This window comes from Leifsonia tongyongensis, from assembly GCF_010686705.1.
Lineage (GTDB): Bacteria > Actinomycetota > Actinomycetes > Actinomycetales > Microbacteriaceae > Diaminobutyricibacter > Diaminobutyricibacter tongyongensis.
In genome coordinates, this window is sequence record NZ_JAAGWY010000001.1 from 125,931 (window position 1) to 145,294 (window position 19,364).

Annotated in this window: 18 protein-coding genes, 1 pseudogene and 1 riboswitch; of the genes and pseudogenes, 9 read left to right on the plus strand and 10 right to left on the minus strand. The window is 69.6% G+C overall.

What is annotated here, in order from left to right; all coding sequences use genetic code 11:
- Nucleotides 1-11: 11 nt before the first annotated feature.
- Nucleotides 12-542 carry a gamma carbonic anhydrase family protein gene (locus tag G3T36_RS00695; RefSeq protein ID WP_163287517.1) on the plus strand — a complete coding sequence of 177 codons (531 nt, stop codon included), beginning with the start codon at nt 12-14 and terminating at the stop codon, nt 540-542.
- Nucleotides 543-641: 99 nt separating this feature from the next.
- On the opposite strand, the gene G3T36_RS00700 is transcribed toward G3T36_RS00695, so the two are convergent.
- The 4 genes from G3T36_RS00700 to glyA form a co-directional block, all read right to left on the minus strand.
- Complete coding sequence (locus G3T36_RS00700; protein ID WP_163287518.1) at nt 642-1,139, minus strand: GNAT family N-acetyltransferase; 498 nt, start codon at nt 1,137-1,139, stop codon at nt 642-644.
- Nucleotides 1,140-1,247: 108 nt separating this feature from the next.
- Nucleotides 1,248-1,727 carry a YbaK/EbsC family protein gene (locus tag G3T36_RS00705; RefSeq protein ID WP_163287519.1) on the minus strand — a complete coding sequence of 160 codons (480 nt, stop codon included), beginning with the start codon at nt 1,725-1,727 and terminating at the stop codon, nt 1,248-1,250.
- Nucleotides 1,724-2,614: a bifunctional methylenetetrahydrofolate dehydrogenase/methenyltetrahydrofolate cyclohydrolase gene (locus G3T36_RS00710; protein WP_163287520.1), complete on the minus strand. Its 891-nt coding sequence runs from the start codon at nt 2,612-2,614 to the stop codon at nt 1,724-1,726. The genes G3T36_RS00705 and G3T36_RS00710 overlap by 4 nt, the downstream gene beginning before the upstream one ends.
- 115 nt (nt 2,615-2,729) lie before the next feature.
- Nucleotides 2,730-4,070 carry a serine hydroxymethyltransferase gene (gene glyA / locus G3T36_RS00715; RefSeq protein WP_163287521.1) on the minus strand — a complete coding sequence of 447 codons (1,341 nt, stop codon included), beginning with the start codon at nt 4,068-4,070 and terminating at the stop codon, nt 2,730-2,732.
- Between the two features lie 24 nt (nt 4,071-4,094).
- Nucleotides 4,095-4,191, minus strand: a riboswitch (ZMP/ZTP riboswitch).
- A 112-nt stretch (nt 4,192-4,303) separates the two neighbouring features.
- Between glyA and G3T36_RS00720 the strand changes: the two genes are divergently transcribed.
- Nucleotides 4,304-5,869 (plus strand): beta-N-acetylhexosaminidase, encoded by a 1,566-nt coding sequence (locus G3T36_RS00720; RefSeq protein ID WP_338031406.1) that lies wholly within the window; start codon nt 4,304-4,306, stop codon nt 5,867-5,869.
- A 35-nt stretch (nt 5,870-5,904) separates the two neighbouring features.
- Here G3T36_RS00720 and G3T36_RS00725 read toward each other — a convergent pair whose 3' ends face one another.
- Nucleotides 5,905-7,143, minus strand: a complete 1,239-nt coding sequence (locus G3T36_RS00725; protein ID WP_163287523.1) for a class-II aminoacyl-tRNA synthetase family protein — start codon at nt 7,141-7,143, stop codon at nt 5,905-5,907.
- Between the two features lie 143 nt (nt 7,144-7,286).
- Between G3T36_RS00725 and G3T36_RS00730 the strand changes: the two genes are divergently transcribed.
- The 6 genes from G3T36_RS00730 to nagA are packed head-to-tail and all read left to right on the plus strand — an operon-like array spanning nt 7,287 to nt 13,007.
- Nucleotides 7,287-8,204 carry an SIS domain-containing protein gene (locus G3T36_RS00730; protein WP_163287524.1) on the plus strand — a complete coding sequence of 306 codons (918 nt, stop codon included), beginning with the start codon at nt 7,287-7,289 and terminating at the stop codon, nt 8,202-8,204.
- On the plus strand, nt 8,201-9,199 hold the full coding sequence (locus G3T36_RS00735) for an ROK family protein (RefSeq protein ID WP_338031407.1): 999 nt from the start codon (nt 8,201-8,203) through the stop codon (nt 9,197-9,199). The genes G3T36_RS00730 and G3T36_RS00735 overlap by 4 nt, the downstream gene beginning before the upstream one ends.
- Complete coding sequence (locus G3T36_RS00740; protein ID WP_163287525.1) at nt 9,196-10,119, plus strand: 1-phosphofructokinase family hexose kinase; 924 nt, start codon at nt 9,196-9,198, stop codon at nt 10,117-10,119. Before G3T36_RS00735 ends, G3T36_RS00740 begins: the two co-directional genes overlap by 4 nt.
- Nucleotides 10,120-10,141: 22 nt before the next feature.
- Nucleotides 10,142-11,011, plus strand: a complete 870-nt coding sequence (locus G3T36_RS00745) for a class II fructose-bisphosphate aldolase (protein WP_163287526.1) — start codon at nt 10,142-10,144, stop codon at nt 11,009-11,011.
- On the plus strand, nt 11,008-11,793 hold the full coding sequence (locus G3T36_RS00750; protein ID WP_163287527.1) for a DeoR family transcriptional regulator: 786 nt from the start codon (nt 11,008-11,010) through the stop codon (nt 11,791-11,793). Before G3T36_RS00745 ends, G3T36_RS00750 begins: the two co-directional genes overlap by 4 nt.
- The gene (nagA, locus tag G3T36_RS00755; RefSeq protein WP_163287528.1) at nt 11,793-13,007 is read left to right on the plus strand and encodes an N-acetylglucosamine-6-phosphate deacetylase; all 1,215 of its coding nucleotides are present in this window, start codon (nt 11,793-11,795) and stop codon (nt 13,005-13,007) included. Before G3T36_RS00750 ends, nagA begins: the two co-directional genes overlap by 1 nt.
- Here nagA and G3T36_RS00760 read toward each other — a convergent pair.
- The 5 genes and pseudogenes from G3T36_RS00760 to G3T36_RS00780 all read right to left on the minus strand — a co-directional run.
- Nucleotides 12,995-14,146, minus strand: a pseudogene (locus G3T36_RS00760) (MFS transporter); the annotation flags it as partial. The gene nagA and the pseudogene G3T36_RS00760 sit on opposite strands and share 13 nt — an antisense overlap.
- A 124-nt stretch (nt 14,147-14,270) precedes the next feature.
- Nucleotides 14,271-15,236, minus strand: a complete 966-nt coding sequence (locus tag G3T36_RS00765) for a PfkB family carbohydrate kinase (protein WP_240148213.1) — start codon at nt 15,234-15,236, stop codon at nt 14,271-14,273.
- On the minus strand, nt 15,233-16,234 hold the full coding sequence (locus G3T36_RS00770; protein ID WP_205244976.1) for an ADP-ribosylglycohydrolase family protein: 1,002 nt from the start codon (nt 16,232-16,234) through the stop codon (nt 15,233-15,235). The genes G3T36_RS00765 and G3T36_RS00770 overlap by 4 nt, the downstream gene beginning before the upstream one ends.
- Nucleotides 16,231-16,809 carry a cysteine hydrolase family protein gene (locus G3T36_RS00775; protein WP_205244977.1) on the minus strand — a complete coding sequence of 193 codons (579 nt, stop codon included), beginning with the start codon at nt 16,807-16,809 and terminating at the stop codon, nt 16,231-16,233. Before G3T36_RS00775 ends, G3T36_RS00770 begins: the two co-directional genes overlap by 4 nt.
- Nucleotides 16,806-18,353: a purine-cytosine permease family protein gene (locus G3T36_RS00780; protein ID WP_163287529.1), complete on the minus strand. Its 1,548-nt coding sequence runs from the start codon at nt 18,351-18,353 to the stop codon at nt 16,806-16,808. The genes G3T36_RS00775 and G3T36_RS00780 overlap by 4 nt, the downstream gene beginning before the upstream one ends.
- Nucleotides 18,354-18,470: 117 nt before the next feature.
- Here G3T36_RS00780 and purU point away from each other — a divergent pair, with 117 nt between their 5' ends.
- A complete protein-coding gene (gene purU / locus G3T36_RS00785; RefSeq protein WP_338031408.1) occupies nt 18,471-19,349 on the plus strand; it encodes a formyltetrahydrofolate deformylase in 879 nt (292 codons plus the stop codon).
- Nucleotides 19,350-19,364 lie beyond the last annotated feature (15 nt).

Sequence of the window (19,364 nt, forward strand, 5' to 3'; positions counted from 1 at the left end):
ACCCTGATGGCATGACGGTTCACCCCGAGGCACGGCTCATCTCCCTCTCCGACGGACGCTCCCCCGAGGTCGCGGACACCGCCTGGGTCGCCCCCGGCGCTGTGCTCGCGGGCCAGGTCACCCTGCTCGACGGAGCGAGCGTCTGGTACAACGCCGTCCTGCGTGCGGAACACGAGGCGATCGTCATCGGTGCGGGTTCCAACCTCCAGGACACGGTCGCGTGCCATGTGGATCGCGGCTTTCCGCTCACGGTCGGCTCTGGGGTCTCGGTCGGCCACGGGGCGGTGCTCCACGGCTGCACGATCGGCGACGACGTGCTGGTCGGGATGAGCGCCACCGTCCTGAACGGCGCGGTGGTCGGTTCGGGGTCGCTCCTCGCCGCCGGAACGGTCGTGCTCGAGGGGGCCGAGATCCCGCCCGGGTCGCTCGTGGCCGGGGTGCCGGGGAAGGTCAGGCGCGAGCTCACCGAGGAGGAGCGGGCGGGCATCCGCGCGAACGCCGACGCCTACCGTCACCACGTCTCCGAGCACCGCAGCGCCTGACCCCACACCCACTCCGCTCGAGAGTAACTGTTCCCGCCGAGAGCGTCCGGCAGAGCAGTCCCTTTCGGCCGCAGCTGTGACACTCGGCGACCGCTCGCGTCAGGCGGGCGTCAACGCCAGCTCATAGCGCCAGGTGTCTCCGGCTGAACCCGTCCGCGGCATCCCGACGTCCCGCAGGGTGCGCTGGGAGGCGATGTTCTTCGACGACGTCTCGGCGATGACTCGGAGCGCCCCATTCGCGCGCGCAAGTGCGATCATCCCCCGGAGCGCCTCGGCCGCGTATCCTTTGCCCCGAGCATCCGGGATGAGGCCGTAGCCGACTTCGACGGTTCCGGATGCGTCGGGCGGCCCCGCGAACCGGATCCCGCCGATCGCGAGCCCGTCTTCGCGCCTGCGCAGCTGGTAGTACCCCCACGGCCGCTGGTCGCCGCCCGCGACGGTCGCGGCCAGGAACCCGCCGACGGCTTCGAGGTCTCCCTCGAACGGATACCCGGGAGCCCAGTCGTCGACCGGCGTGGGCACGCCTCCGAGGATGCGCTCCGCCTCGATCTCGTCGATCGGGTGCAGCACCAGTCGATTCGTCATCGTGTCGGCCACGTACGGCATGGTACGCCAGAGCGTGTCCGACACGCGTGCGTCCAGGTGAAGCGCGTGCGTCCAGGCGAAGCGCGTGCGTCAGTCGGGCGTTCGTCAGTCGGGTGTTGGTCAGTCGGGTGCGACGGGGCCCGGCTCGCCGCGGGTGATGCGGACCAGTTCGTCGAACGTCGTCGCGAAGACGGTGTGCGCGTGGCCCGCGGCCGCCCAGATCTCGGGATACCCCGCCAGGGCGGTGTCGACGATCGTCCGGATGGGCGCCGGGTGACCGACCGGAGCGACGCCGCCGATCGTCTGCCCGGTGGCCGCCTTGACCGTCTCCGCCTCGGCACGGCGGATCGTCCCGCCCAGACGGGCGCCGAGCCAAGCCGTGTCGACGCGGTGCGCGCCCGACGTCATGACGAGCAGGGGATCGCCGTCGATCGTGAAGACGAGTGAATTGGCGATCGCACCCACCTCGACACCCAGTTCTGCAGCCGCAGAGGCGGCCGTCGGCGTGGCCGATGCGAACCATCTCGTGCGCGGTTCGACACCGCTCGCCTTCAGGGCCTCCTCGACGCGGTCGACGGCGGGATGGGTCCGGTCGCTCACGGCGCGACCTCGAGGGCCCGCTCCGCGCTCTCGACCACATTCTGCAGGAGCAGAGCGCGCGTCATCGGGCCGACGCCACCCGGGTTAGGGGAGATCCACGATGCGACCTCCGCCACATCCGCCGCGACGTCGCCTGCGACCCGGCTCTTGCCGGTGTCGGGGTCGATCACGCGGCTCACACCCACGTCGAGCACGACGGCGCCGGGCTTCACGTTGTCGGCGGTGACCAGGTCGGGAACGCCTGCGGCGGAGACGATGACGTCGGCCAGCCGGAGGTGCGCGTCGAGGTCGACCGTACCGGTGTGGGTGAGGGTGACAGTGGCGTTGACGTCACGCCGGGTGAGCAGCGATCCGATCGCACGACCGACCGTCACGCCGCGGCCGATCACCACGACATGTTTGCCTTCGAGATCGATCCCGTGCCGCCGGATGAGCTCGATGACCCCACGCGGAGTGCACGGGAGCGGCGTCGTGATCGGCCGGCTGAGGTTGAGCACGAGCCGGCCGAGGTTCGTCGGGTGCAGCCCGTCAGCGTCTTTGGCGGGATCGACCAGTTCGAGGATCGCGTCCGTGTCGATGTGCGGCGGCAGCGGCAGCTGCACGATGAACCCGGTGCAGGACGGGTCGTCGTTGAGCTCTTCGACGACAGCCTCGAGTTCGGCCTGCGAGATCGTCGCGGGCAGATCGCGGCGGATGGACGCGATGCCGACCTCGGCGCAGTCGCGGTGCTTGCCTGCGACGTACCACTGGGAGCCGGGGTCGTCGCCGACAAGGATGGTTCCGAGCCCCGGCACCACGCCGTGCTCGCGCAGCCGATCCACCCGCAGGGTCAGCTCCGCTTTGATCTCGGAGGCAGTCGCCTTGCCGTCAAGAATCTGTGCAGTCATGCCGTTCCTTTCGCCTTTCGCGTCTCAGCCGCCGAGCACAGGGTTCTTCTCGAAAAGTCGGTCCCATATCCGGAACAACCCTGTGCTCGACGCACGATGAGGGATCAGGTGGGGGTCAGATGGACGACGGGAGCTCGACGGCGATCGACTCCTGGCCCGAGGGGCCGAGCCCGGGGTACAGCGGGAACTCGTCGGTCAGCTTCCGCACGCGGGCGCGCAGCGACTGCACGTCGGCCTCCGGCTTGAGCGCTGCGGCGATGATGTCGGCGACCTCGGTGAACTCGGCATCGCCGAACCCTCGCGTGGCGAGCGCCGGAGTACCGATGCGGAGCCCGGATGTGACCATCGGCGGGCGCGGGTCGAACGGCACGGCGTTGCGGTTGACGGTGATTCCCACCTCGTGCAGCACGTCCTCGGCCTGCTGGCCGTCGAGCGGCGAGTTGCGGAGGTCGGCGAGCACCAGGTGCACGTCCGTGCCACCGGTGAGCACATCGACGCCGCCCGACTTCGAGTCCTCGGCGATGAGACGATCGGCAAGGATCTGGGCGCCGCGGATGGTGCGCTCCTGACGGTCGCGGAACTCCGGCGTGGCCGCCAGCTTGAACGCGGTCGCCTTCGCTGCGATCACGTGCATGAGCGGGCCGCCCTGCTGGCCGGGGAAGACGTTCGAGTTGAGCTTCTTGGCGAGCTCCATGTCACGGCTGACGATGAACCCGGAGCGCGGGCCGCCGATGGTCTTGTGCACGGTCGAGCTGACTACATCCGCGAAGGGGACGGGCGAGGGGTGCACGCCTGCGGCGACGAGACCGGCGAAGTGCGCCATGTCGACCCAGAGCTTCGCGCCCACCTCGTCGGCGATCTCGCGGAACGCGGCGAAGTCGAGGTGCCGGGGGTACGCCGACCAGCCGGCGATGATGACCTGCGGCTTGTGCTCGATCGCCTTGTCGCGCACGACGTTCATGTCGACGAGGAACGACTCGGGGTCGACGCCGTAGGAGACCGCGTTGTAGAGCTTGCCCGAGAAGTTGAGCTTCATGCCGTGGGTGAGATGGCCGCCGTGGGCCAGTTCGAGCCCGAGGATGGTGTCGCCGGGAGTCGCGATGGCCGACAGGACGGCCGCGTTCGCGGTCGCACCGGAGTGCGGCTGCACGTTGGCGTACTCGGCGCCGAAAAGGCTCTTCGCCCGGTCGATCGCCAGCTGTTCGGCGATGTCGACGAACTCGCAGCCGCCGTAGTAGCGGCGGCCGGGGTATCCCTCGGCGTACTTGTTGGTGAGCACGCTGCCGGCCGATTCGAGGACGGCGCGCGGAACGAAGTTCTCGCTCGCGATCATCTCGAGGTAGTCGCGCTGGCGTCCGAGCTCCTGCTCGAGAACGGCGGCGATCTCGGGGTCGACCTCGGAGAGGGGCGCGGTGAACGTGGAAGATACTGCGTCGGACAAAGCTGGCTCCTTCATGACAGGGTTTGGACAGGTGTCATCCGTATCGACCCAGGCGCGCGGCCGAATCCGCCCATGAAATCAAGGCACACGTCGCTTCCCAATGGTGACCATTTGAACGCCAGTTGCGACCTCAGAAGCATAGCAGGACCCCCACGCGCTCTTGCCCTTATGTAAGGGGCCCTGCGATACTCGCGGAGATGTCGGCTTTCCGGGGTGGGGCGAGGCGACCGTCGAGGAAGGTAAATCCTGTGCCCCAGACCCCCGTCGTCTCCGTGATCCCGCGCCCGGTGTCCGTCGAGCAGTTCGGCGACGCACCGTTCACCCTCGCGCCGGATGCACGGATCAGCGTCGCCGGTCAGGGTGCGGATGCGGTGGCCGGCGTCCTCGCGGCCGCACTGGCAGGCGACTGCGGCCGGCATCCCGCGATCGTGCATGAGCCGCCCGGCTACGGCGACTTCGCGATCGTGATCGCCGAAGGCGAAGCACCGGAGGGGCACGCCGCGGAGGGTTACACCGTCACGGTCACCCCTGAAGGCGTCCGGATCGGCGCCGACACGGAGGCCGGCGCGTTCCTCGGGGTGCAGACCGTCCGCCAGCTGATCCCGCTGGAGTGCGGCACCGACCCGCTGTCGATCCCGCCGGTGAGCATCCGCGATCATCCCCGCTACGCCTACCGCGGCGCCATGCTCGACGTCGCCCGCCACTTCTTCACCGTCGACGAGGTCGAACGCTTCATCGACGCGATCGTGCCCCTCAAGCTGAACCACCTCCATCTCCATCTCACCGACGACCAGGGCTGGCGCATCGACATAGAGAGCTGGCCGGAGCTCGCCCGCCATGGCGGATCGACCGGCAGCGACGGGTCGCGGGGCGGCTTCTACACCCACGACGACTACCGCCGCCTCGTCGCGTACGCACAGGAACGCCACGTCACGCTCGTGCCCGAGATCGACATGCCGGGCCACACGAATGCCGCGCTCGCGTCGTACCCGCAACTGAACCCATCCGGTGTCGTGCCCGCGTTGTACACCGGCTCGAAGGTGGGGTTCAGCACCCTCGACGCCGACAGCATGGTCACGTACGAGTTCATCGACGACGTCATCCGCGAGGTGAGTGCACTCACGCCCGGGCCGTACCTGCACATCGGGGGCGACGAGTCGCTGGTCACGCCTCCCGAGGAGTTCCTGCGTTTCATCGCCCGCGCATCCGCCGTCGCCGCCTCGCACGGCAAGACGCTGATCGGCTGGCACGAGATGGGTGCGAGCGACCAGCTCCCGCCGGGAACGGTCGGCCAGTACTGGGACTTCCTGACGCCTCGCGGCGACGCAGCCGACGACGCGCTCTCGTTCGTACGCCAGGGCGGTTCGGTCATCATGTCACCGGCCGACGTCGCCTACCTCGACATCGTCTACGAGGAGGGCGACAGGCTCGGTCAGGAGTGGGCCGGAGGCCCGACGACCGTGCGCGACGCATACGTGTGGGATCCTGCCCGCATCGTGCCCGGGCTGGGCGACGCGCACATCCTCGGCGTCGAGGCTCCGGTGTGGACGGAGACACTCGCGACCATCGACGAAGTCGAATCGATGGTCTTCCCCCGCATCGCGGCCGTCGCCGAAGTCGCCTGGTCGGCGCCGCCCGCCGACACGGCAGAGGTCGCGTCGGTGCGCGACTTCGACGAGTTCGCGCAGCGGCTCGCCGACCTCGGCAAGCGCTGGGAGCTCGCCGGCACGGTCTTCCGGCGTGTGCCAGGCGTCCAGTGGCGGACCGCCGCCGGCGATTGGGCTGAAATGACCAGTGCGGCGATCGACGACTAGCGTTTTCTGCACAATCGCGCCAGCGGTGGCAAATCTCAGGGGTAGCCGAGGAACCAGAGCAAGACGATCGCTACGGGCTGCAGTGCGATCCCGACGCCGAACACGATGCTCCGCGCCCGGCGCGAATGGGTGAGCGCCGGGGCGCCGAGCAACGGCGAGAGCGGCAGCAGCAGGCGGAAGAGACTCTGCTGCGGGAGGAACACCGCGAACAGATAGAGACCGAGGCTGGCGGCGTAGGCGACGACCTCGGTGCCGAGCGCGCGAACGGATGGGCGGGTCAGCATCCATACGAACGCCACGATCACCGAGAACACCAGCAAAGCTCCGAAGACGCTCGCGTACTTCACGGTGAGCAGGAACCACGGAGTGAGGGGGATGAACGCCACGCGCCCCACGAATCCTGTCCACCAGGACAGCTCGGTCTGCAGATAGGCGCCGGGGAAGCCGGTGACGGCGGATGCGATGAGCGGCCACGCCAGGCCGGCCACGGCCGTGGACACGCCGGCCACCACCAGCGCCGCACGCTCCCGGCGAGGGAACGGTTCGGCGTCACCCGAGCGCCGCCGGCGAACGATCCTCACGAGAAAGACGATCGCCAGCATCAGGGGTATCGCGAGCGCCCCCGGCTTCGTGAACGCCGCCGCGACACCGAACGGGATGACCAGCCAGTATCGTCGTGCCATAGCCGCCCAGAGGCTGGCGAACATCAGGGCGAAGAACAGGCTCTCGGCGTACGCGATCTGGAGCACGAACGAGAGCGGGCCGAAGCAGAACAGGATGGTCGCCCACAGCCCCGAGGTCGCCCCGACCCGCGATGCGACCAACCGGTAGAGCACGAGGGCGGCCACGGCGCCGAATGCGACGGCGACGATCACGCCGGCCGGGTAGAACCCGAGCCCGGTGACCGCCATCACGCCGCGGGCGATCAGGGGGTAGAGCGGGAGGAACGCCCACGCGTTCTGTTCGACGTTGCCGTCGGTGTCGGTCGGGATCGAGGTCGGATACCCCTGCGTGGCGATCTGCTTGTAGTAGGAGGCGTCCCACGATCCGGAGAAGGTGAAGAAGTCGGGGTTGCTGCGCGGGCTTGCGAACGTCCAGTGCTCGGCGGTCGCCACCACGAAGAGAGTGGCCATGAAGAGTGTCGTGACGGCACGCGACGCGACGTAGACGCCGAGCACGACCACCCACCACGGATAGGAGCGACCGGCGATGCCGATCCGCCTCGTCGCAGCGGTGTCCGTGCGCTCCGGTACGAACACGTCCCGAAGTCCCATGCCTCAAGTATTCCCTCCGCGCCCTCGGCGCGCGCGCCGAGCACAAAAGGGATGAGACCAAACGAGTTATTATGATTACTAGACAGACCTAACGATCATTTGCAATCATTGAAACACCAGCACCATCGGAAAGGGGCCGACGCATGACGGAAGCAACCCATCACGTCGATCCGCATCCGCCAGGCGCACACATGGAGGCGGAGCTGAGCTCCCAGCCCGACACCTGGGCCCGCGCCGCCGACCTCCGCACCGAGCAGTCCCTCCTGCCCGCGCGCGGCGAACGGGTCGCCGTCATCGGCTGCGGAACCTCCTGGTTCATGGCGCAGTCGTACGCCGCCCTGCGCGAATCGGCTGGGCACGGCGTCACGGATGCGTTCGCCGCCTCCGAGGCTTTCGTCGATCGCGGCTACGACGCCGTCGTAGCCATCACCCGCTCCGGCGCCACCACCGAGGTCCTCGAACTCGTCGACGGCGTCCGTGGCACCACCCGGGCCATCGGGCTGGTGGGCGACCCGCGAACTCCCCTCGTCGACCTCGTCGACGACGTGATCACCCTCCCCTTCGCCGACGAAGTCTCGGTGGTCCAGACCCGCTTCGCCACGACCGCCCTCGCCCTGCTGCGCGCATCCCTCGGCGAGAACCTCGACGCCGCGATCGTCGACGCCGCCTATGCGGTCTCGGCCGAGCTCGACGAACTCCTCCTCATCGCCGACCAGTATTCGTTCCTCGGAACGGGCTGGACCGTGGGCATCGCACACGAGGCGGCCCTCAAGCTGCGGGAGGCCAGCCAGTCGTGGACGGAGTCGTACCCGGCGAAGGAGTACCGCCACGGCCCGATCGCGATCGCTGCTCCCGGCCGTGTCGCCTGGGTGTTCGGGACACCACCCGTTGGCCTGTACGACGAGATCGCGGCGACGGGCGCCCACTTCGAGCACCGCGCCATCGACGGCATGGCCGACCTGATCCGCGCCCAGCGCGTCGCCCTCGAACGGGGTCGCGCCTTCGGCCTCGATCCCGACACCCCTCGCAACCTGACGCGCTCCGTCATACTCGACTCGTGAACGATCCGTCATCCCCCGCCCCGCTCCGGATCAGCGGCCCCCTCGCGCCCGGCAGCGCAGTGCTCGGGCCGGGCAGCGCTGTTCTCGCGTTCGACGTCGGCGGCACCGACATGAAGGCCGCGCTCGTCGACGGCTCCGGCACGATCTCCGCGCTGGAGCGCATCCGGACGCCCCACGACGGCGAACGGACCGCCGATGCCGTCCTCGCGGCCGTCGCCGGGACGGCCGAACGCTTCGCCCTGGAGCACCCCGAGGTCGTTCCAGTGGCAGCGGGTCTCCTCGTCCCCGGCCATGTCGACGACGAGAGCGGCGTCGGAATCCTGTCCGAGAATCTCCATTGGCGGAATGTGCCTTTCCGCGACCGCCTCGAATCGCTGATCGACCTTCCCGTGGTCTTCAGCCACGACGTCCGCGGTGCGGGTGAGGCGGAGTACCGCCTGGGCGCCGCAGCAGGATTCTCCGATGTCGTCGTCATGGCGATCGGCACCGGCGTCGCGGGGGCGATCTTCATCGGCGGCACGCTCTACACCGGCGGCGGAATGGCCGGCGAGATGGGGCATTCCCGGGTCGCCGACGGTCCGGCGTGCGCCTGCGGTGGGATCGGGTGCCTCGAAGCCGTCGCCTCCGCCTCGGCGATCGCGCGCCGGTACAACGCCCGCACCGGGGCTTCCGTCGCCGGCGCGAAGGAGGTGCTGTCGCGTGCCCAGGCGGGCGATCCGGATGCAGTATGGGTGTGGGAGACCGCGCTCGACGCCCTCGCGCTCGACCTCTCGCACACCGTCGCACTGCTCGCTCCGGAGGCGATCGTGATCGCCGGGGGCCTGTCGCAGGCGGGGCCGGCACTGTTCGAGCCGCTCGCGCGCCGGCTGGACGACATCCTGACCTTTCACCGGCGCCCGCAGCTTCTCCGGGCCACCATCGGCGAGGACGCAGGTGTCATCGGCGCCGCGCTACGTGCCCGCGACCTCATCGCCTCCAGGGAGCTGACCACATGATCCTCACCGTCACCCCGAACCCGGCACTCGACGTCACCTACCGGGTCTCCGAGCTCGAGGTCGGAGAGAGCCACCGCGTCGACGCCCCCGTGACGCGCGCCGGCGGCAAAGGCGTCAACGTCGCGCGGGTCGTGACCCAGACCGGCGGCCACGCCCTGGTCCTCGCCACCGCGGGAGGCGCGACGGGTTCCCGCTTCGCGGCCGACCTCCTCGCGAGCGGACTCCCCCACGAACTCGTCCCTGTGGCGGCCGAGACGCGCACGAGCATCGCGATCGTCGACGAGGCGGATGCGAGCACGACGATGCTGAACGAGGCGGGCCGCCCCCTCACCGTGGAGGAGTGGGAGCATCTCGGCGAAGCGGCTGACCGGCTGAGCATCCCGGCCCAGTGCCTGGTCGCCTCCGGCAGTCTGCCGACTGACGCGCCGGAGGGCTTCTACGCTTCGCTGGTTGCGGTCGCCCGCGATCGCGGCATCCCGAGCATCATCGACACGAGCGGTCCCGGTCTCGTCCTCGCTGCCAGGGCCGGCGCGCACGTCCTGAAGCCGAACCGGCGCGAGCTCGCCGAGACCACCGGCGAGAGCGACCCACTCGACGGCGCAGCCCAGCTCATCGGTCTGGGCGCAGGTCTGGTCTTCGTCTCCCTCGGCGAGAAGGGGATGCTCGCCCTCAGCGCCTCCGACCCGTCGCGCCCGCTCCGCGCCCGGCTCGACTCCCCTCTCCGTGGCAACGCGACAGGAGCGGGTGACGCTGCCGTCGCCGCCATCGCGAGTTGCCTGGTCGAGGGCGAACGCGATCCTGCCGCCATGCTGTCCCGCGCTGTCGCCTGGTCGGCTGCGGCCGTCCTCGCTCCACTTGCCGGCGAACTCGCCCCCGGTTTCGCCGAACTCGAGCGCAGGCTCGTCCTCTCGCCCGCTTGACCCGTCACCTTCCAGGAGTCCCATGCCTCTCGTCCCCACCAAAGAGCTCGTCCTCGCCGCAGCGGCCAGGCGCACGGGCATCGGCGCGTTCAACGTCATCCACCTCGAGACGGCCGAAGCGCTGGTGAGCGCTGCAGAACAGGCGAACGCCCCGGTTATTCTCCAGATCTCTCAGAACTGCGTGACGTATCACGGCGGCCTCGAACCGATCGCACGGGCTGCGCTGGCCGCGGCGCACGGGTCGTCCGCCCACGTCGCCGTCCACCTCGACCACGCTGAGGATGAGAACCTGGCCCGCCTGGCTGTCGACCTCGGTTTCGGGTCCGTCATGTTCGACGGCTCGGCGCTCGACTACGAGTCGAACGTCGCCGCCACGGTGCGCGTGGTCGAGTACGCGCACGTGAACGACGCTTTCGTCGAAGCCGAGCTGGGCGCCATCGGCGGCAAGGACGGCGCGCACGCTCCCGGGGTGCGCACCGACCCGTTCGAGGCCCGCCGCTTCGTCGACGAGACCGGCGTCGACGCTCTCGCCGTCGCCGTCGGATCGTCGCACGCGATGACCGCGCGGACCGCCTCGATCGATCTCGATCTCGTCTCACGCATCCATGCGAGCGTGCAGGTCCCTCTCGTCTTGCACGGGTCCTCCGGCGTCGCGGATGAGACGATCCTCCAGGCGATCCGCGCCGGCATGACCAAGATCAACGTCTCCACGCACCTCAACGGCTTCTTCACCAGCGCGGTGCGCGCGTACCTGGCCGCGCATCCCGACGTCGTCGACTCGCGCAGGTACATCGGTGCGGGGCGCGACGCGCTCGCCGCCGAGGCGGCGCGCCTCATCACCGTCTTCTCGTCCGGCCCGCACGCCGGAACGCTCCAGGGAGCCACAGCGTGAACCGGGCCGACCGTCTGAATGCCGTGCTCGACCTTCTCGCCGAGACCGGGCAGGTCGAAGTGGACGACATCATCACGAAACTCGATGTCTCTGCCGCGACCGCGCGACGCGACCTGGACACCCTCGCCAGCCAGCAGCTCCTCACCCGCACGCGCGGCGGTGCGATCGGCCAGTCGGTGGCCTACGACCTCCCCCTCCGGTACAAGCGCGAGCAGCACGCCCCGGAGAAGCTGCGGATCGCGCAGGCTGCGAGCGCTCTCGTGGCCCGCGGCGCGGTGGTCGGCCTCTGCGGCGGAACGACGAGCACGGCTGTCGCGAGCGTGCTCGGGTCTCGCGCCGACCTCATGGAGCCGTCCCCGCACCCGAACCTGACCGTCGTCACCAACGCGATCAACATCGCGGCCCAGCTGGTGATGCGGCCCCAGATCAAGACGGTCGTCACCGGGGGTGTCATCCATTCGCGGTCGTATGAGCTCGTCGGGCCGTACAGCGACGTCGTGCTCGAGAAGATCACGATGGACATCGCGTTCATCGGCGTGAACGGTATCGACCCCGTCGTGGGGCCGACCGTGCACGACGAGGGAGAGGCCAGTGTGAATTCGCTGATGGCGCGACGGGCGACGCGCGCCGTGATCGTCGCGGACTCCAGCAAGATCGGGCGCACGGCGTTCGCGACCTTGGGCGGGCGCCGGCTGCTGAACACGCTCATCACCGACAGCGGGATCACCGACGAACAGTTGGACGCGTTCGCCGAGCACGGCTTCGACGTGATCGTCGCATGATGGACGACCGTTCGACGCTGATCCATTCGGCGCGCCTTGTCACCGACGGAGCCGTGGTCGAGGAGGGCTGGGTGCTTTTCGGCGGTTCGTCGATCGCGGCAACGGGCTTCGGTGACTCCTGGCGTGCGGTCGTGGCGGATGCGCATCCGGGGTCGATCGCCGTGGTCGATGCCGCCGGCGGGTGGCTCACCCCGGGATTCGTCGACATCCACGGCCACGGCGGCGGCGGCGCATCCTTCGATGACGGACCCGACGCGATCCGCACAGCGCTGGCGCTGCACAGCGCCCACGGGACAACGCGCTTCGTACTCTCGCTGGTCACCGCATCCATCGCGACGCTCGAGAGCGAACTCGCCGCTGTCGCCGCGCTCGCCCGAACCGACCCGCGGGTCATCGGCAGCCACCTGGAGGGCCCCTTCCTCGACCCGGGCCACAAGGGCGCACACGATCCGGCGCTGCTGGTGAATGCCGGGCGCGATGCTGTCGATCGGCTCCTGGCCGCTGCGGGCGGGTCACTCAAACAGATCACGCTCGCGCCGGAGCGCGAAGGCGGCATGGATGCGGTGCGCCGGTTCACCGAGGCCGGCGTCGCGGTCGCCGTCGGCCACACCGGGGCGGACTACGCGCAGACGCTGGCCGCATTCGACGCAGGGGCGAGCATCCTGACGCATGCCTTCAACGGCATGGACGGCATCCATCATCGCGCGCCCGGCCCTGTCGCCGCGGCAACGCGCACGCCGGGCGTCACCATCGAGCTCATCAATGACGGCATCCACGTGCATCCAGAGGTCGTGCGGCTCACTTTCGCCGGCGCCCCGGGCCGGGTCGCCCTGATCTCCGACGCCATGGCGGCAGCCGGCTCGACCGACGGCGACTACCTGCTCGGGGGGCTGGCCGTGACGGTGCGTGACGGCGTCGCACGGCTCACCGTCGGGGATTCGATCGCCGGCTCGACCCTGACCCTCGACGACGCATTGCGACGCGCGGTCGTCGAGGTGGGCATCGATGTGGGTACGGCGGTCCGTGCGCTGACGGAGACGCCGGCACGTGCCATCGGCCGCGGGAACGACCTCGGCCGGCTCGCTCCGGGTTACGCGGCAGATGCCGTGCTGCTGGACGACACCTTCGCCGTGCTCGCGGTGTGGTCCGACGGGCGCGTCATCCGCCCGACCGCCAGCACGAGCGCGAACGACACGACCAGGATGCCCACGTAGACCAGCGGAAGCTCCGTCACACCGCCAAGGTCGAAGATCCACGCCCCGACGAGGGCGCCACCGCCGATACCGATGTTGAACGCCGTCGTGTAGAGAGCGCTTGCGGTGTCGCGGAAGCTGGGCGACGAGGTGTGGAGCAGCCGGGTCTGCAGAAGCGGCGGCAGCGTGCCGAAGGCCAGGCCCCAGAGCACGAACGCGCCGATCGCGACGATCGGCTGGCCCGCGAAGATCGAGAGCACCGTGACCGACAGTGCGGTGACGATGATCGCCATGACGAGGCCCGCCTGCGGTCGTGGCCCGAGGACCGACCCGGCGAGCACAAGCCCGACGGCGCCGGCGATTCCGTAGGCGAACAGCAGAGCACTGACGTTGCCGGCCGGGACCCCCATCACATCGGTCATGAACGGCACGACGAAGGTATAGAAGCTGTAGTGCCCGATCATGGTCACGGCAGCGATGGCGCACACCATGACGACGGCCGGGATGGTCCGGTCGCGGGGCTTTCGCTCCGAGCCGCGCACGCGCTTGTGTGCGACGACCTCGTCGCGTTCCACCGCGGGCAGGAACTTCCACACCAGCAGGGCGCCGACGACCATGAGCCCGGCGAGGATGCCGAATGACAGCCGCCAGCCGAACGCGTGCCCGGCGAAGGTGCCGAGCGGCACGCCGAAGACGAACGCCAGGGTGCCGCCCCCGAGCGTGATCGAGACGGCCCGGCCGATCTGGTCTTTGGGAACGAGGTGGCCGGCATAGGCGCCGACGACGGCCCAGAACATCCCGTGCGCGATACCGCCGAGGATCCGGGATCCCACGACGAACCCGTAGTTCGGCGCGATCGCGGTCAGTGCGTTGCTGATCGCGAGCACCAGGAGGATGCCCACGATCATGCCGTGCCGAGGCAGCTTGCGGGTGAGGGCGCTGAGCGGGGTGCTCGTCGCGACGACCGTGAACGCGAAGACGGTGACGAGAAGCCCGATCTGCGCCTCTGACACCCCGAGGGATGCGCTCATGTCGGGAAGCAGGCCGGTCGGCATCATCTCGCTTGTGACCGAGAGGAAGACGGCCCCGGCGAGCACGATGAGACCCACCCAGGGGAAGGCTGCGGAGGTTCTGGACGGTGTTTTTTCGGTGACAGACATGACGTTACTGGCTCACGAATGGCGTTCCCCGCTCGATGCGGCGCTGCGTGTGCAGTTCGCCGGTGCGGGTCGACTGCGCGCCGATGTGCGCGCCCAGGGCCGGACGAGAATCGCCGACCGTCGTCTAGTTTAGCGGATGCGCCGACAGGAACGCATCGACGTCGCTCGCGGTCGGCGACGTGGCCGGGCCTCGCCGGCTCACCGCGAGGGCCGCGGAGGCGTTCGCACGGCGTGCGGCGGATGCGGGTGCCGAACCCTGCGCAAGGGCCGCGAGAAAGGCGCCGATGTGCGCATCCCCTGCCCCGTTCGTGTCGACAGCGGTCACCTCGAACCCCCCGATGCGCTCGACGGATCCGTCGCCCACGGCGAGGAGACAGCCGGATTCCCCCAGCCGCACCACGGCGCCGCCCCGTCGAGAGGGGGCCGCCGCTGCGAGCATCCGGGCAGCGTCCGCCGGGTCGGCACTCTCGTGTGCCCTGCTAAGGCCGGCTGCCGCCAGCGCCTCGGCTTCGTTGCCGCTCCACCAGTCGGCCCGTGCCCGCACCGCTGCGAGCGCATCCGGTTCGATCCGGTCGCCGAGTGGCCCCGGGTCGAACAGGACGACGCACGCCGGCGGAAGGGCGGCCAGCCACCCGGTGATGGCCGACCGGTTCGGCTCACGCAACAGACCGTAGCCGGAGACGTGGACGGCATCCGAAGCGGCGACGTCGATCGCGTCGAGCATCGCGGGGGCGAGAAGCGCCTCGGCGCCGACGGCGGTGATGAAGGTGCGCTCCCCGTCCGCGGCCGTCAGCGCGACATCCCACCCGGTGTCCACAGCGTCGACGGGCGGAAGCAGGACGTCGATTCCCTCGCGGGCGAGGGATGCCCGCACCAGCTCGCCGAACGGTCCCGAGCCGTGAGCGCCGCCGTACGCGCTCGCGAGGCCTTGACGCTGCGCCGCCGCCAGAACGTTGAAACTCCCGCCTGCCGCGAGGCCCGAGCTGGTCGCCACGACATCCCCTCCCGGCCCGGGAAGGGCGGGAATCGCAGCGAGAATGTCGACCACGACGTTCCCGACGCTGATGAGCCGCGAGAACATGCGGGTCATCTCAGTGCGAGTAGCGCCGCGGCCAGGTCGCGGAACTCGGTGGGACCGAAACCGTTGACCTCGAGCACGGTCTGGCGGGTATGGCGGGGAAACCCCTCGACACCGCGCACCGCTCCCCCGATCGCTCCGGCCATCGCGCCGATCGTGTCCGAGTCTCCTCCCAGCGACGCCGCCGTCAGACAGGCGAGCCACGGGTCGCCGTCGTGCAGGCCGAGCAGTCCGAACGCCGCCGGCACGGACTCCTGCGTAGCGAGCGACGTGCCGATCACCTCGTACAGGTCCCGCTCACCCCGGGCGATGTCGTCTGTGCCGGCGAGCTCGAGCGCTACGCCGATGCGCCTGGCGACGTCGCCTGCGGCAACCCAATGCCCGCGCAAGGCGCCCTCCCGGGCGGCATCGACGGCGACGTCGGCTGCCTGGGCGAACGTCGCTCCGTCGATCCCCGCACTGATCGCTGCGGCCACCGCCGACGCGCCAGCAATCGCAACGCCAGTGTTGTGAGTCACAGCACTGGCGGCCACCACCGCGTCGACCAGTCTCGGGATGCTGTCGAAGTCGTTCGCGATGCCCACCGCCGCGATCCGCATTGCGGCGCCGTTCGTCGACCCGAACCGCCCCGACTCGGTCACGGGCGTGCCTGCCAGCACGGCCTCGACGGCCGCCTTCGTCGACGGACCGAGCAGGTCGTGCGAGCCGCGCTCTCGCATTCCGCGCTCCCACTCGACCAGTTCGCCGGCGAACCGCCGGGGGTCGACGATGCCGTGCCGCGCGATCAGGTGCCGCGCGAGCAGGAGCGCCAGCTCGGTGTCGTCCGTGACCGAGCCTGCCCGCAGGCCGTGAGCGAGCGGATGCGCGGAGTCAGGCGCCTCGAACGTCGTGACCGCGCCCCATCGCTGGGCGACCGCCTGTCTGGAGAGCTGCTGGGTCGGCATCCCGAGGGCGTCGCCGATGGCCAGCCCGAAGAGCGCTCCTTCGGCTCGATCCTGGGCGCTGGTCACCCGGGCGCCCCCGAGAGCGAGGCCACGACGGTTGCGACGTCCGTGATCTCGACCAGCGGCGCGTAGAGTGCCATCGCATCCAGTGCGCGCTGGTGGTCGGCGTCGGAGAGCCCCGCGCACGCGTCGGCGGCGACACGGACATGGACCCCTGCATCCGCCGCCGCAAGGGCCGTGGAAAGGACGCAGCAATCGGTCGACACCCCGGCGAGCACCAGCTCGCGGCTGCCCCCGATCGCTCGGTCGAGCTCGGGGCCCCACTTGCCGAACGTCGTCGCCGAGACGACCGGGTGGTCCGCCACGCTGGGGCTCGGCACGAGGTCGTAGAGAGGGTCGTCCGGCGGCACCAGGGCGAAGGGCCACAGGTCGTAGTACGGGATCCAGGCGTCCTCCGGTGTCGCCGGAGCAACGAAGCGCGTATGCACGACCCGCCGTCCGAACGCAGGCGCGAGCTGTTCGATCCCGGCGGCGGCGTCGGCGAAGCGCGGCGTGAACCAGCCGCTCTCCGGCTCGCCGAAGATGCGCTGCATATCGATGACGGCCAGCCAGGGCTCCCGCGGGCCGCGCGCCGCGCTCATGCGCCGTCGACCGCCGACGCCCGTGCGGCATCCGGCGCTGCCGCGACTCCGGACGTGCCGGGATCCGTCGCCGTCGGGAGCTCCTCCTGGTGTCGTATCGTTCGGCGGCCGAAGATCACGATGCCCAGATAGCCCACCAGCAGTGCGACCAGCACACCGAGGTTAGCGAACGCCCAGTCGCCCTCCTTGCCGCCCAGCCCGAGAGGCCCGAGGAGGTAGCCCTGCCAGCCCAGCCAGTTCGCGTAGGTGTTCGTCACCAGCCCCCAGCCGAGGACCGTACCGATCACGACGAGCGAGATCGGCAGCCAGCGGACACTCCCGTACCGCCCGCGGCTGTCGTACAACTCCTTCTCGGCGTAGTCGCGCCTGCGCAGGCTGATGTCGGCGATGAACGCACCGCACCAGGCCGCGATCGGCACGCCGAGCGTGATGAGGAATCCCTGGAAGGGGCCGATGAAGTCCGTCGCGACGAACACGACATAGATCGCGCCGAGGGTCATAAGCACACCGTCGATACCCGCCGCGACGAAGCGCGGCACGCGCACACCCGCGCTGAGGAGCGCGAGCCCCGACGAGTAGATGTCGAGCACCGCGCCGCCCACGAGACCGAGGACCGCGACGATCACGAACGGAACGAGGAACCAGATGGGGAGGATGGACGCGAGCGCGCCGATCGGATCCTGCCCGATCGCGGTGCTGAGCTCTTTGGACGATCCGGCGAGCAGGATTCCGAAGATCAGCAGGATGACCGGAGCGAGCGACGAACCGAATGTCGTCCAGCCGACCACGCCGGAACTCCTCGCATTGCGCGGGAGGTAGCGCGAATAGTCGGCTGCGGCGTTCACCCAGCCGAGGCCGAAGCCGGTGAGGATGAACACGAATCCGCCGATGACGTGCGGCGCGTCCCCTGCCGGAATCGCGGCCACCTTATCGAGGTGCATGTCGCCGAGCACCAGGACGATGTAGACGACGGTCAGCACGCCGGTCACGATGGTGATCACCATCTGCATCCGCATGATCAGGTTGAACCCGATCACGCCTCCGGCGATGATGAGGGCCGCGACGACGATGAGCGCCACCACTTTCGTCGCGACGCCACCCGCCCAGCCGAGCTGGGTGAACACGGTCGCCGTCGCGAGTACGGCGAGCGCCGTCAGCACCGTCTCCCACCCGACCGTGAGCAGCCACGAGAGTATCGACGGCAGCCGGTTGCCGTTCACGCCGAAGACCGCACGGCTGAGCACCATCGTCGGCGCAGAGCCGCGCTTCCCGGCGAGCGCGATGAACCCGCAGAGCAGGAACGAGATGACGATCCCGACCACGCCGACGATCGTCGCCTGCCAGAAGGAGATGCCGAAGCCGAGCAGGAACGAACCGTAGCTCAGCCCGAACACCGACACATTCGCTGCGAACCACGGCCAGAAGAGATCGCGGGGACGCCCCTTGCGTTCGCTCTCGTGGATCGTATTGAGCCCGTTGAGTTCGATGGCGAAACCCGGGGTCGCTCCCGCCGAGTCAGGCCGGCCCTCATCCAGTGCGGTCATGATCGTCTCACCTCTCCCGCTGTGCCGGAACACGCGCGTGTCCCGATGAACGTGATCATATTGCCGTACGCGCCCCGGATCGAGAGCGGAGGCGGGCAAAGCCGGTACCCTGAGCGGGTGAGTTCTCCGTCTGCGACCACCGCTCCGGTGCCCAACCACTGGGTGCTGACCCTCATCTGCGCCGACCGCCCCGGCATCGTGCACGCGATCAGCGGGGCCATCGTCACCGCCAGGGGCAACATCACCGAGAGCCAGCAGTTCGCGAGTCTCGACACGGGACGGTTCTTCATGCGGCTGCAGGTCGAGTCGGATGCGACCCGTGAGGAGTTCGAGCAGGCTCTCGCTCCCGTCGTCGAGAGCTACGGGATGACCGCCCACCTCGACAACGTGGGTCGCCCGCTGCGCACCCTGGTCCTCGTCTCGACCGCCGCGCATTGCCTCAACGACCTGCTCTTCCGCCAGCGCGCCGGCCAGCTGCCGGTCGACATCCCCCTCGTCCTCTCGAACCACGGCACCTTGCGCGACCTCGCGGGCTTCTACGGCGTTCCCTTCGAATCGCTCCCGGTGACGGACCCTGCCGGCAAGGACGACTTCGAGGTGCGCATCCTCGAGGCCGTCGAGGAGCACGACATCGAACTCGTCGTGCTCGCCCGCTACATGCAGATCATCTCGCCGCAGCTGTGCGAGAAGCTCGCGGGCCGCGCCATCAACATCCACCACTCGTTCCTGCCCGGCTTCAAGGGGGCCAACCCGTACCGCCAGGCGCACGCCCGCGGCGTCAAGCTCATCGGCGCGACGGCGCATTTCGTGACGAGCGACCTCGACGAGGGGCCCATCATCGAACAGAACGTGGTGCGCGTCGACCATTCGCGCAGCGTCGCGGAGCTCGTGGCCATCGGCCAGGACGAAGAGAGTCGAACACTCACCCAGGCCGTCAAATGGTTCGCCGAATCGCGGGTGCTCCTCGACGGGGCCCGCACCATCATCTTCCGCTGAACTGCCCGTACATGC